The sequence below is a fragment of the Kitasatospora sp. NPDC018619 genome (assembly GCF_044391605.1).
In the GTDB taxonomy this organism is placed as follows: domain Bacteria; phylum Actinomycetota; class Actinomycetes; order Streptomycetales; family Streptomycetaceae; genus Kitasatospora.
On sequence record NZ_JBISAI010000016.1, the window covers coordinates 1 to 12,422 of the forward strand.

The 12,422-nt window shown below is 73.6% G+C and carries 14 protein-coding genes; 6 read left to right on the plus strand and 8 right to left on the minus strand.

Features of this window, described 5'->3' with window-relative positions:
• Window positions 1-213: 213 nt before the first annotated feature.
• Window positions 214-1,287 carry a redox-regulated ATPase YchF gene (gene ychF / locus ACH5AR_RS24425; RefSeq protein ID WP_396303622.1) on the minus strand — a complete coding sequence of 358 codons (1,074 nt, stop codon included), beginning with the start codon at window positions 1,285-1,287 and terminating at the stop codon, window positions 214-216.
• An 84-nt stretch (window positions 1,288-1,371) separates the two neighbouring features.
• Complete coding sequence (locus ACH5AR_RS24430) at window positions 1,372-1,761, minus strand: glyoxalase (RefSeq protein WP_396303623.1); 390 nt, start codon at window positions 1,759-1,761, stop codon at window positions 1,372-1,374.
• Window positions 1,762-2,078: 317 nt separating this feature from the next.
• On the opposite strand from ACH5AR_RS24430, the gene ACH5AR_RS24435 reads away from it, so the two are divergent.
• Window positions 2,079-2,564, plus strand: a complete 486-nt coding sequence (locus tag ACH5AR_RS24435) for a DUF6542 domain-containing protein (protein WP_396303624.1) — start codon at window positions 2,079-2,081, stop codon at window positions 2,562-2,564.
• Between the two features lie 74 nt (window positions 2,565-2,638).
• Here ACH5AR_RS24435 and ppgK read toward each other — a convergent pair whose 3' ends face one another.
• Together ppgK and ACH5AR_RS24445 are read right to left on the minus strand one after the other, a co-directional pair.
• The gene (gene ppgK, locus ACH5AR_RS24440; protein WP_396303625.1) at window positions 2,639-3,388 is read right to left on the minus strand and encodes a polyphosphate--glucose phosphotransferase; all 750 of its coding nucleotides are present in this window, start codon (window positions 3,386-3,388) and stop codon (window positions 2,639-2,641) included.
• Window positions 3,389-3,570: 182 nt separating this feature from the next.
• Window positions 3,571-4,545: a 4-hydroxy-3-methylbut-2-enyl diphosphate reductase gene (locus ACH5AR_RS24445; RefSeq protein WP_396303626.1), complete on the minus strand. Its 975-nt coding sequence runs from the start codon at window positions 4,543-4,545 to the stop codon at window positions 3,571-3,573.
• A gap of 120 nt (window positions 4,546-4,665) precedes the next feature.
• Here ACH5AR_RS24445 and ACH5AR_RS24450 point away from each other — a divergent pair, with 120 nt between their 5' ends.
• Entirely contained in the window at window positions 4,666-6,033 is a 1,368-nt protein-coding gene (locus ACH5AR_RS24450; protein ID WP_396303627.1) for an APC family permease, read from the plus strand.
• A gap of 10 nt (window positions 6,034-6,043) precedes the next feature.
• Entirely contained in the window at window positions 6,044-7,255 is a 1,212-nt protein-coding gene (xseA, locus tag ACH5AR_RS24455) for an exodeoxyribonuclease VII large subunit (RefSeq protein WP_396303628.1), read from the plus strand.
• Between the two features lie 118 nt (window positions 7,256-7,373).
• On the opposite strand, the gene ACH5AR_RS24460 is transcribed toward xseA, so the two are convergent.
• Entirely contained in the window at window positions 7,374-7,862 is a 489-nt protein-coding gene (locus ACH5AR_RS24460; RefSeq protein ID WP_396303629.1) for a GNAT family N-acetyltransferase, read from the minus strand.
• A gap of 94 nt (window positions 7,863-7,956) precedes the next feature.
• Between ACH5AR_RS24460 and ACH5AR_RS24465 the strand changes: the two genes are divergently transcribed.
• Window positions 7,957-8,220, plus strand: coding sequence for an exodeoxyribonuclease VII small subunit (locus ACH5AR_RS24465; RefSeq protein WP_396303630.1), 264 nt, complete (start codon window positions 7,957-7,959; stop codon window positions 8,218-8,220).
• Window positions 8,221-8,330: 110 nt separating this feature from the next.
• The gene (locus tag ACH5AR_RS24470; protein WP_396303631.1) at window positions 8,331-8,933 is read left to right on the plus strand and encodes a malonic semialdehyde reductase; all 603 of its coding nucleotides are present in this window, start codon (window positions 8,331-8,333) and stop codon (window positions 8,931-8,933) included.
• Window positions 8,934-9,024: 91 nt separating this feature from the next.
• Here ACH5AR_RS24470 and ACH5AR_RS24475 read toward each other — a convergent pair whose 3' ends face one another.
• Complete coding sequence (locus ACH5AR_RS24475) at window positions 9,025-9,561, minus strand: DUF4245 domain-containing protein (RefSeq protein ID WP_396303632.1); 537 nt, start codon at window positions 9,559-9,561, stop codon at window positions 9,025-9,027.
• Window positions 9,562-9,776: 215 nt separating this feature from the next.
• On the opposite strand from ACH5AR_RS24475, the gene glpX reads away from it, so the two are divergent.
• Complete coding sequence (glpX, locus tag ACH5AR_RS24480) at window positions 9,777-10,817, plus strand: class II fructose-bisphosphatase (RefSeq protein WP_396303633.1); 1,041 nt, start codon at window positions 9,777-9,779, stop codon at window positions 10,815-10,817.
• Window positions 10,818-10,905: 88 nt separating this feature from the next.
• On the opposite strand, the gene ACH5AR_RS24485 is transcribed toward glpX, so the two are convergent.
• Together ACH5AR_RS24485 and ACH5AR_RS24490 are read right to left on the minus strand one after the other, a co-directional pair.
• On the minus strand, window positions 10,906-11,337 hold the full coding sequence (locus tag ACH5AR_RS24485; protein WP_396303634.1) for a WhiB family transcriptional regulator: 432 nt from the start codon (window positions 11,335-11,337) through the stop codon (window positions 10,906-10,908).
• A gap of 261 nt (window positions 11,338-11,598) precedes the next feature.
• Window positions 11,599-12,354 (minus strand): DUF1707 domain-containing protein, encoded by a 756-nt coding sequence (locus ACH5AR_RS24490; RefSeq protein ID WP_396303635.1) that lies wholly within the window; start codon window positions 12,352-12,354, stop codon window positions 11,599-11,601.
• Window positions 12,355-12,422: the final 68 nt, after the last annotated feature.

Consider the following 12,422-nt stretch of genomic DNA (forward strand, 5'->3'; position numbering starts at 1 on the left):
CACACATGACAGTGATCTTCTCGGATGCCCCGATCGCGAAGATCACCGCCGGTGCATCACGCCACGGAGTTGATCACTTACCCAACACTTTCTGAGCGGGCGCCCCGAGCTCGCCCGGTCGGCGGCCGAGCCGGCCCGGGAGGCCGAGGACGGCGGCGACCTCACCGGGCTGCGCGCGTTGCGGCTGTTCGACGCGGGGGGGGCGTGAACCGCTCACACGTTGAAGCGGAACTCCACCACGTCGCCGTCCTGCATGACGTAGTCCTTGCCCTCGATGCGGGCCTTGCCCTTGGCGCGGGCCTCGGCGGTGGAGCCGGCCTCGACCAGGTCGGCGAAGGCGATCACCTCGGCCTTGATGAAGCCCTTCTGGAAGTCGGTGTGGATGACTCCGGCGGCCTCGGGGGCGGTGGCGCCCTTCTTGATGGTCCAGGCGCGGGTTTCCTTGGGGCCGGCCGTCAGGTAGGTCTGGAGGCCGAGGGTGTCGAAGCCGACCCGGGCCAGGGTGGCCAGACCGGGCTCCTCCTGGCCCATCGACTGGAGCAGCTCGAGCGCCTCGGCGTCGTCCAGCTCGATCAGCTCGGACTCGATCTTGGCGTTCAGGAAGATCGCCTCGGCCGGGGCGACCAGCTCGCGCTGGGCCTGCTTGAAGTCCTCGTCGGCCAGCTCGTCCTCGTCCACGTTGAAGACGTAGAGGAAGGGCTTGGCGGTCAGCAGGTGCAGCTCGCGGATCGGGGTGGTGTCGAAGCCGGCCTCGAAGAGGGTCTTGCCGGTCTCCAGGATCGCCTGCGCGGCCTCGGCGGCGGCCAGCACGGGGGCGGTGTCCTTCTTGAGGCGCGCCTCCTTCTGGAGCCGCGGCAGGACCTTCTCGATGGTCTGGAGGTCGGCCAGGATCAGCTCGGTGTGGATGGTCTCGATGTCGTCCTTGGGCGACACCTTGCCGTCCACGTGCACCACGTCCGGGTCGGTGAAGGCGCGCACCACCTGGCAGATCGCGTCCGACTCGCGGATGTTGGCGAGGAACTTGTTGCCCAGGCCCTCCCCCTCGCTGGCACCGCGCACGATGCCGGCGATGTCGACGAAGTCGACGGTGGCCGGGAGGATCCGCTGGGAGCCGAAGATCTCGGCGAGCTTGGCCAGCCGCTCGTCCGGGACGCCCACCACGCCGACGTTCGGCTCGATGGTGGCGAACGGGTAGTTGGCCGCCAGCACGTCGTTCTTGGTCAGGGCGTTGAACAGGGTCGACTTGCCGACGTTCGGCAGGCCGACGATTCCGATCGTGAGCGACATGAAGCGCAGTCCCGTGGGCTTGGAGGAGTTGGGTCGGCACCGTACGGGCCGACCCCCAAGTCTACGGGCAGCCCCCGCCGCGCCTCACTCCTCGGTCGCCGCCGCCCGGGGCTCCAGGAACTCCAGCCGGTTGCCCACGCTGTCGTCGGCGTAGCAGCGCCGGTGGCCGGGCAGGTTGTCGTCCCAGGTCACCGGGTGGCCGTGCGCGGTCAGGCGGTCGGCGAGCGCGTCCAGCGAGCGGACCAGGATGCCCGGGTGCCCCTTGCGGGACGGGCGGAAGTCCGGCGTCACCCCCAGGTGCACCTCGACCCCGCCGCCCCGGAACCAGCAGCCGCCGCGGGCCGCCAGCACCGGCGGCTTCGCCAGCTCGGTCATGCCGAGCACGCCGGACCAGAACGCGCGGCACCCGTCCTCGGCCCCGGCCGGGATGTCCAGCTGGACGTGATCGAGCCGTTCGAAGGTGAAATCGGTCATGCTCTCCCCCGTGCTCCGGACCCTCGGACGGATCCGGTGACCGTCGTGTTCCGGCTCGACCGTGCAGGTCAGCCAGCCTGAATGACGATCACATCAGTACTCCTTCAGGAGACACGGGGCAAGACCTGAACGGTCCATTACACAGTGTGGCGATGATCGGACCGTACGTTGGGCGGGTGGAGCAGAGCATCCGTACCCAGACGCCAGGGCCCAGACGCCGTCCGCCGACCGGCGCGGCCGCAGCCGCCGTCCCCGGTCCGGGCCGGCCCCGCGAGACCGCCGGAGCCCCCGGTGGGCCCTCCTCCCGGCTGCGCCCGGTGACCGGCCCCTCCCCCGCCGGCCGCCCGGCCGGCCCCCGGCTGCGGCTGCGGCTGCCGCTGCGCGGACGCGGCGACGGACAGCCGTACGGGCGGCGCCGCACCGGCCGGCCGACCCGGCTGACGGCCGTCGGCACCGGGCTGGCCGCCGTGCTGGCGACGCTCGCGGTGGCGGGCGTGGACCGGCTGCTGTTCGACGGCCTGGGCTGGCTGTTCGGCCTCGGCTACCTGGTGGTCTGCTTCCAGCTGGCCGTCCGGGTGCGCTCCGTGGACCTGCTGGCCGCGCCGATCAGCGGGCCGATCGCCTTCGCCCTCGCGCTGCTGCTGCTCGAACCGGTGGACTCCCCGGGCGTCACCGCCCAGGTGGTGTCGCTGGCCACCGGGCTCGCGCTGCGGGCGGGCTGGCTGTTCTCCGGCACCGGGCTGGCCGCGCTGATCGTGCTCGCCCGGTTCGTCGCCCAGCGCCGGATCCAGCGCTCCCGCTGAGACCGGCCTCCGAGCCCAGACCGCCGAGTCCGGCTTCCGAGCCCAGACCGCCGAACCCCCGACCGCCCGGCCCTCTAGCCCTGCGCCCGGGCCGCCGCCGCCATGGCGGCCCCGACGATGCCCGCGTCGTTGCGCAGCTCCGCCGGCACCACCCGCGCCTCGCGCTCCCTCAGCAGCGGCAGGAACTTCTCGTGCTTGCGGCTCACCCCGCCGCCGATCACGACCAGCGCCGGCGAGAACAGCCGCTCCACCAGGTCCAGGTACTCGTCGACCCGCCCGGCCCACTCCTCCCAGTCCAGCCCGTGCCGCTCCTTGGCGGCCGAGGAGGCCCGGCGCTCGGCGTCCTTGCCGCGCATCTCCAGGTGGCCGAGCTCGGTGTTGGGCACCAGCGTGCCGTCCACGAACAGGGCGCTGCCGATGCCGGTGCCGAAGGTGAGCACCAGGACCACGCCCGACTGCCCCCGCCCGGCGCCGTGCGTCAGCTCGGCCAGCCCGGCCGCGTCCGCGTCGTTCAGGACGGTCGCGGGCACCCCCAGCTCCGCGCTGAAGAGGCTCGCCGCGTCCAGGCCGATCCAGCCCTTGTCCACGTTGGCCGCCGTCCGGGTGCGGCCGTCGACCACCACCCCTGGGAAGGTGAGCCCGACCGGGCCCCGGTGGTCGAAGTGGCGGACCACCTCGCGGACGGCGGCGACCACGGCCCCGGGGGCGGACGGCTGCGGGGTGAGCAGCTTGTGGCGCTCCTCGGCGAGCGCACCCCGGGCGAGGTCGACGGGCGCGCCCTTGATCCCCGAGCCGCCGATGTCCACGCCGAGAACCGCCGTCATCACGTCCACCCTCCGCCGTAGGCCGCGGGCCGGGACGGTCCGCGGCCGGTGAGTCGTCCACAGCCTGTGCACAAAACTACGAGAGCAGGCCGGGCCGCGCACAGCGAAGGGCCCGGCCTGCGGAAAGCGGAAGGCCCGGCCCCCGGGAACCGCCGTGCGGTGGGGCCGGGCCTTCCGGGAGCTCAGAGCTTGCCCGCCGCCTCGGCCCGCAGGTCGCGGCGCAGCTCCTTGGGCAGCGAGAAGATCAGGTGCTCCTCGGCGGTCTTGACCGTCTCGACCGTGTCGTAACCGCGCGCCGCCAGGAACTCCAGCACGCCGTCGACCAGGACCTCCGGCACCGAGGCGCCGCTGGTCAGACCGACCGTGGTGACGCCCTCCAGCCACTCCTCGCGGATCTCCTCGGCGAAGTCCACCAGGTGGGCGGCCTTGGCGCCGTACTCCAGGCCGACCTCGACCAGGCGCACGGAGTTGGAGGAGTTCCTGGAGCCGACCACGATCAGCAGGTCGGTCTCCGGGGCCAGCTGCTTGACCGCGACCTGACGGTTCTGGGTGGCGTAGCAGATGTCGTCGCTGGGCGGGCTGACCAGCGCCGGGAAGCGCTTCTTCAGCTCGCCGACGGTGGCCATGGTCTCGTCCACGGACAGGGTGGTCTGGGACAGCCAGACCACCTTGGACTCGTCCCGGACCCGCACGTTGGCGACGTCCTCGGCCCCGTCCACCAGGTGGATCCGGTCCGGGGCCTCGCCCATGGTGCCGATGACCTCCTCGTGGCCCTCGTGGCCCACCAGCAGGATGTCGAATCCCTCGTCGGCGAAGCGCACGGCCTCCTTGTGCACCTTGGTGACCAGCGGGCAGGTCGCGTCGACGGTGGCGAGCTTCCCGGCCCGCGCCTCGTCGTGGACGGACGGGGCGACGCCGTGCGCGGAGAACACCACGATCGAGCCCTCGGGCACCTCCTCCGTCTCGTCGACGAAGATCGCGCCCTTCTTCTCCAGGGTCTGCACCACGTACTTGTTGTGGACGATCTGCTTGCGGACGTAGATGGGCGCCCCGTACTGCTCCAGGGCCTTCTCCACGGCGATCACGGCGCGGTCGACTCCCGCGCAGTAGCCCCGGGGGGCGGCGAGCAGGACACGGCGCTGCGCGGTCTTGGACATGCCTCCATCGTACGGGCGGTCGCGAGCCGCGCCCGCCGTGCCGGCCCGCGGCGCAGGGCCGCGCCGACAGTGGGCGCATTGCGTGCAAATCTGATCAAAGAAGCTCAAAATACGGTGTCTATGAGCTCTGTGCGCGAGCAGGCGACGCCGAGCGGCCTGCGCCGCACCCTGGGCGTCCGCGATCTGATGGTCTACGGACTGCTGTTCATCGCCCCGATGGCCCCGGTCGGCGTCTTCGGCGTGCTGGACGCCAAGAGCCACGGCGCCGTCGCCACGGTGTACCTGGCCGCGACGGTGGCGATGGGCTTCACCGCCGTCTCGTACGCCCAGATGGTGCGCGCGGTGCCGCGGACCGGCTCGGTGTTCGCCTACGCCCGGGCCGGGCTGGGCGAGGGCGCCGGCTTCGTCGCCGGGTGGATGGCGATGCTCGACTACCTGCTGATCCCGGCGGTGGCCTACCTGTTCTCCGGGATCGCGCTGAACTCCCTGGTGCCGGACGTCTCGCGCTGGGTCTGGACGGCACTCGCGGTCGTGGTGACCACCGCGCTCAACCTGACCGGGGTGCGGACGGCGGCGGTGGTCGGCTTCGCGGTGCTCGCGATGGAGATCGCGGTGCTGGCGGTGTTCGTGGTCGCGGCCGTGGTGGCACTGGCCCAGGACGGCGCCCGGCGCGGCTGGGACACCCCGTTCACCGCCGTGGGGGACTTCTCGCTCGCCGCGGTGGTCTCGGCGGTGTCCGTCGCGGTGCTCTCCTACCTGGGCTTCGACGCGATCGCCACCTTCGTGGAGGAGGCGGTCGGCGCCTCGGCGGCGGTCGCCCGGGCGGTGCTCTGGTGCCTGGCGCTGGCCGGGGTGCTGTTCGTCGCCCAGACCTACCTCGCGGCCCTGCTGGAGCCGGCCGGACCGCAGCAGCTGGCCGCCGACCCGGCCGCGCAGGGCTCGGCCTTCTACGACACCGTGGAGAGCGGCGTCGGGCACTGGCTGCACGTGCTGGTGGCGGCCAGCAAGGCGGTCGGCGCGGCCTTCGCGGCCCTGGCCGGGCAGGCCGCGGCCGGGCGGCTGGTCTTCGCGATGGGCCGGGAGGGCCGGCTGCCGCGGCTGCTCGGCACGGTCGACCCGGCCAGCGCGGTGCCCCGCCGGGCCCTGCTGGCGGCCGCGGTGATCACCATGGCGGCGGCGGTCTGGGCGGCCGACCGGGACGACGGGCTGGACCAGCTCACCTCGGTGGTGAACGTCGGCGCGCTGACCGCCTTCGCGCTGCTGCACGCCTCGGTGATCGGCTGGTACGCGGTGCGGCACGGCTCGCGCCGGTGGCTGCGGCACGTGGTCGTGCCGGTGCTGGGGATCGCGGTGATCGCGGCGGTGGTGTACGAGGCCTCGACCACCGCGCAGCTCGTCGGGCTGGTCTGGCTGGCGGTCGGCCTGGTGGTGCTGGCCGTGCAGGGCGGCGCCCGCGGCGGCCTGGGCCCTGTCGGTCGGCGCCGCTAGCCTCGTACGCATGGCCAACACCAGCTCCCCCGAAGCACCGCTCCCGGTCGGCAAGGTCTCCGCGCTGATCGGCGGCTGGATCGACCGGCTCGGCGCGGTCTGGGTGGAGGGCCAGATCACCCAGCTCAGCCGGCGCCCCGGCGCGGGCGTGGTCTTCCTGACCCTGCGCGACCCGCAGGCCGACGTCTCGCTCACGGTGACCTGCTTCCGCTCGGTGTTCGACCAGGTCGCGGACGTGGTGCAGGAGGGCGCGCGGGTCGTCGTGCACGCCAAGCCGGAGTGGTACGCGGCGCGCGGGCAGCTGTCGCTGCGCGCCGCGGAGATCCGCCCGGTGGGCCTCGGCGAGCTGCTGGCCCGGCTGGAGCAGCTGAAGCGGCGGCTGGCCGGCGAGGGCCTGTTCGCGGCCGAGCGCAAGAAGCCGCTGCCGTTCCTGCCGCAGTGCGTCGGGCTGGTCACCGGGCGCGGCTCGGCGGCCGAGCGGGACGTCCTGGAGAACGCCCGGCGGCGCTGGCCGGCCGTCCGCTTCGAGGTGCGCAACGTCCCGGTGCAGGGGGTCAGCGCGGTGGAGCGGGTGAGCGCGGCCGTGCGCGAGCTGGACGAGCACCCCGAGGTGGACGTGATCGTCGTGGCCCGCGGCGGCGGCAGCGTGGAGGACCTGCTGCCGTTCTCGGACGAGGGGCTGGTGCGGCTGGTCGCGGCCGCCCGCACGCCGGTGGTGAGCGCGATCGGCCACGAGCCGGACCAGCCGCTGCTGGACTTCGTCGCCGACCTGCGCGCCTCCACCCCCACCGATGCGGCCAAACGGGTGGTTCCGGACGTCGGCGAGGAGCTCGCCAGGGTCCGCCAGCTGCGCGACCGCGCCCGCCGGCACGTGCTCGCCCGGGTCGAGCGCGAGCAGCACGGGCTGGAGGGCGTGCGCAGCCGTCCGGCGCTGGCCGCCCCGCACCGGATGCTGGACGGGCGCGGGCAGGAGGTGGACGGCCTGCTGGAGCGGGCCCGGCGCACCCTGCGGCACCGGCTGGACCACGCGCAGAGCGACCTCGGGCACACCCTGGCCCGGGTGGTGGCGCTCTCCCCGGCCGCCACCCTGGAGCGCGGCTACGCGGTGCTCCAGCGGGCGGACGGCACGGTGGTGACGGACCCGGCGCTGGTCGCGCCCGGGGACGGGCTGCACGCCCGGGTGGCGGGCGGCGGCTTCGACGTCACGGTGGCTCCCCGGTAGTCCGGCGGCGCGCCGGCGCCCCCGGGGCAGGAACTCGGAGACCGGGACTCGGAGACAGGGACTCGGAGGCACAGGCCCGGAGACACGGGCCCGGAGACAGGCGCCGCCCGACGGAGCCTCAGTAGGAGCGCTGCCGGAAGAGCGCGGTGGAGTGCTCGCCGAAGCCGAGGCTGCGGTACAGCGCCGCGCCGTCGCTGCTGGCGTGGAGGTCGATCCGGCCGGTCCGGCGGTCGTCGAACCAGTCGAGCAGCGCCTCGGTGCAGGCCCGGGCGTAGCCGCGCAGCCGGTGGCCGGGGTCGGTGCAGATGTTGAAGACGAAGCCGAACAGGCCGTCCGGGTTGCCGGGCGAGGGCAGCCGCTGCTCCAGGGTGCCGACGGCGCAGGCGGCGAGCCGGCCGGGCCGGTCCGGGTCGTCGACCACGAAGGTGGGCATGGTCAGCTCCTCGGCCGGGACGGCCAGGCGCTCGCGCAGCACCTGCTCGGCGGTGGCCTGCCAGGGCCCGGGGCCGGCCAGTGCGGCCATGCTGGGCATCGCCTCGAACATCAGGTTGCGCAGCCGCACGAGCTCGGGCGCGTCGGCCGGGACGGCGGGTCGTACCTCGATCATGCGGCGGAGGCTAGCCCCGTCGCCCGGCCGGGCGCACCCGGGTTTCCGCCCGTCGGTGCCGCCGCTGTCGGCGCCAGCCCCTACGCTGGCACGCATGGCAGAGCAGCAGGAACAGCAGGACGCGGTGGCAGCGGCGCCGACCCCGGACGACGCGCTGGGCTACGAGCACGCCCGGGACGCGCTGCTGGAGGTCGTCCGGCAGCTGGAGAACGGCGGGACGTCGCTGGAGGAGTCGCTGGCCCTGTGGGAGCGCGGCGAACAGCTGGCGAAGGTGTGCCAGCGCTGGCTGGACGGTGCCCGGGCCCGGCTGGACGCGGCGCTGGCCGCCGAGGAGGGCGCACCCCCGGCCGGGGAGTGAGGCAGGTCACATCCGCTTGGGGAATCGTTGAATCTTCACCTATGTTGGGGGGAGTGACCGGCTGCGGCCGATCACACCGACGAAACCCCATCCGCATGAGGTGCAGAAGCATGACCACCGACGCCCTGGTACTCGACGCCGCCGCCCAGGACCTGCTGTTCCGCGAGGCCCGCACCGCGAACACCTTCACCGACGAGCCGGTCACCGAGGAGCAGGTCCAGGCCATCTACGACCTGGTCAAGTTCGGCCCCACCGCCTTCAACCAGCAGCCGCTGCGCGTCGTCCTGGTCCGCTCGGCCGAGGGCCGCGAGCGCCTCGTCCGCCACATGGCGGACGGCAACAAGGCCAAGACCGCCGCCGCCCCGCTGGTCGCCATCCTCGCCGCGGACAACGAGTTCCACGAGGAGCTGCCGACCCAGCTCCCGCACTTCCCGCAGGCCAAGGACCTGTTCTTCTCGGAGCGCAGCGTCCGTGAGCAGTCCGCCACGCTGAACGGCGCCCTCCAGGCCGCCTACTTCATCATCGGTGTGCGTGCCGCCGGCCTGGCCGCCGGCCCGATGACCGGCTACGACGCCGCCGGCCTCAACAAGGAGTTCTTCGGCGACGGCGAGCACTCGGTGCTGGCCGTGGTCAACATCGGCAAGCCGGGCGAGGACGCCTGGTTCCCGCGTTCGCCGCGCCTGGCCTACGACGAGGTCGTCACCACCGTCTGATCCCGTCCGATCCGCGCCCGCGCACGTCGAAGGGCCCCTCACCGGTTCGTCCCGGTGCGGGGCCCTTCGGCGTGCGCGGGCGGGGCCGGGGCTACCGGAGCGCCTGCGCCAGCTCGGCCAGCTCCTCGTAGGAGGCGGTGCCGGTGAGCACGGTGGCCCCGGAGCCGCCCTGCGCGACCAGCGCGCGGGCCTTGTCGCCCTGCACCCGGTCCCAGGCGCGGCCGGCCACGTCGGCGGTGCCGTCCGGCTTGGCGCCGGTCACGTAGTCGGCCAGCAGGGTGTCGCGCGGCACGTCGCTCTGCTCCACCGCCGCGTACTGGCCGGAGGGGGTCACGAAGCCCAGGTGCCAGGCGTTGCCCTTGCCGTTGTTCTGGTCGGCCGGCCGGTAGCCGACCGAGGTGGCCCGCCACTTCTCCGGCAGCCCCTCCGGGGCGAGCAGCGGGTACGGCGCGGCGCGCTTGGCGGAGGCCGCCGCCACCCGGTACTCGACCACGTGCACCGGGTCGCCGTTGGCGTCGTGCGGGAGGAACAGGTACCCGATCCAGACCACGAAGCCGACCGCCACCATCGACAGGACCATGTCCCGCACGGTCTGCCGACCCCTCATGCCCTTGCTGTCTGCTGCCACCCCCACATGGTGACTCATCCACATCCGGGAACGGGAAGCAGGGGTGTCCACGGACGGGTGAAAAGGGACGAACCGCTGGTTTCCGTCACAGAGCAGCGACCCGCGCCACAGACAGTCATCTCATGGGCAGATACGATCGCACTACCCTCACCACGGCGTTCGACCTGGCAGTAGTCGGGCGCTCACTGGTCGTCGCGTACAGAGAGGTAACGACGATGTCCACGCAGTACCCGCACCAGCTTCCCAGTGCCCTGGAGGTCGCGCCCGAGGCTCCGGACCGGAACCTCGCGCTCGAGCTCGTCCGGGTCACCGAGGCGGCCGCGATGGCCGCCGGCCGGTGGGTCGGCCGGGGTGACAAGAACGGCGCGGACGGCGCCGCCGTGAAGGCGATGCGCACGCTCGTCTCGACCGTGTCGATGAACGGCGTCGTCGTCATCGGCGAGGGCGAGAAGGACGAAGCCCCGATGCTCTACAACGGCGAGCGGGTCGGCGACGGCACCGGCGCCGAGTGCGACGTCGCGGTCGACCCGGTGGACGGCACCACGCTGACCGCCAAGGGCATGAACAACGCGGTTGCCGTCCTGGCCGTCGCCGACCGCGGGACCATGTTCGACCCCAGCGCCGTGTTCTACATGGACAAGCTGGTGGCCGGCCCCGAGGCCGCCGAGTTCGTCGACATCACCGCCCCGGCGGCCGTCAACATCCGCCGGGTCGCCAAGGCCAAGGGCAGCGCCGTCGAGGACGTCACCGTCGTGGTGCTCGACCGCCCGCGCCACGACGGGCTGGTCCGGGAGGTCCGCGAGGCGGGCGCCCGGATCAAGTTCATCTCGGACGGCGACGTGGCCGGCGCCATCATGGCCGCCCGCGAGGGCACCGGCGTCGACCTGCTGATGGGCGTCGGCGGCACCCCGGAGGGCATCATCGCGGCCTGCGCGATGAAGTGCATGGGCGGCGTGATCCAGGGCCGGCTGTGGCCCAAGGACGACGCCGAGCGCCAGAAGGCGCTGGACGCCGGGCACGACCTGGACCGGGTGCTCACCACGGACGACCTGGTCAGCGGCGAGAACGTGTTCTTCGTCGCCACCGGCATCACCGACGGCGAGCTGCTGCGCGGGGTGCACTACCGCTCGGAGACCGCCACCACCAGCTCGCTGGTGATGCGCTCCAAGAGCGGCACCATCCGCGAGATCAACTCCACCCACAAGCTCGCGAAGCTGCGGGCCTACAGCGCGATCGACTTCGACCGCGCCAACTGAGCCCGGCGCGGACGCGCTCGTACGGCCCCGGCGGAATCCCCCTCCGCCGGGGCCGCCGTGCGTCGCCCGCCCGCTCTCGGGCCCGCCCTCACCCGGCTATCCGGCGCCGCGCGGACGCCGCCACCAGGGCCGACTCGCGCAGCTCCGCGTCCCGGCGCCGGCGCCGGGCCAGCACCACCCGCCGCTCGGCGGCCGTCAGCCCGCCCCAGACCCCGTACGGCTCCGGCTGGGCCAGCGCGTGCTCGCGGCACTCCAGCAGCACCGGGCAGCGGGCGCACACCTGCTTGGCCTGCTCCTCGCGCGAGAGCCGGGCCGCCGTCGGCTCCTTGGAGGGCGCGAAGAACAGCCCCACCTCGTCCCGCCGACACGCGGCGCCGGTGTGCCAGGGGTTGTCCTCGCCCGCGGGGGACCCGGCCGGGCCGCCCGGGGGCTGCGGCTGCGGACGGACGCCGGCACGGCGCTCCAGGACCGGCGCAGCGGCGACTGGCGAGGTGGTGCGGGACTCGATCGGATGCAGCACGGCCGTACTCCTGACGAGGCTCTCGGACACGGGGACCCCTCGCTCCCCCGCCGGCTGCGAGCCCCCGCTCCAACCCCCGGCGCGGCCGCACGGCCGCCTCCGGTACGCAGCCGTCCAAGAAGCGATGTGCGGAAGGAACTACCCCGCCCGGCCGCGATTCATGCACACTGCACGCAATCGACTACACAGAGCACCGGATGCAACACCGAGTGCCCGCCCGGGAGTTGGCTCCCGGGCGGGCACTTCGCAGGTCAACGGTGGTCAGTCGGTGCCGAGTTGACGGCGCACCCAGTCCTTGAGCTTCTTGCCCCGGCGCGGCTTGGCCTCACAACCGCCGAACAGCGCAAGGCCCTTGACCCGGACAACCGGAGCGTACGGGTCCGCCGCGGTCTGCTCCCGGACGTCGAACCCGCCGAAGATGCCGACGCCGGACCCCTGCAGCGTCACGTTCTCCGGCACCCGCACCTCGATCCCGCCGAAGATCGCCGTGACGGTGATCTCCACCTCGGGGGACTCGAACACGGCGTCGGTCAGGTCGATCTCCACCCCGCCGAACGCGGCGAAGGCGCTCAGGTGCGAGCCCACCCGCCAGCGGCCCTTGCGGGACGCGCCGCCGAAGACCGCCACCAGCGTCGGCGACTCCTGGCGCGCGGGCGGCTGCGGCGGCCCCTGCGGGGCGCCCAGCGGCTGCTTCTCGAAGGAGAGCGGGCGGGCCGGCAGGTCACGGGTCAGCGGCGCGAGGTCGCCGAAGGTCTTCGCGGCGTACGCGGCCTCGATCCGCTCCGCGTGCTCGTCCGCGTCCAGCCGCCCCTCGGCGTAGGCGTCCCGCAGCAGTTCCGCGACCTTCTCGCGGTCGGCGTCGGAGACGCGCAGCTCCGCCTCCGCGGCCGGCGCGTGCGGCCGCGGCGCGGCCTCCGGCCTGGGCCCGGGTTCGGGCGCGCGTTCGGGTTTGGTCATCGGTACGGGCACCGGCACCGGCGGCTGCCCCGGGTCGTCCTGCGACGGCGAGTTGTCCACGGGGTCAGCCTAGTCGCTCGCACTCCCGCGCGAGTGAGCCCGGTCACGCAAGGCTGCCCTGTCCGCGG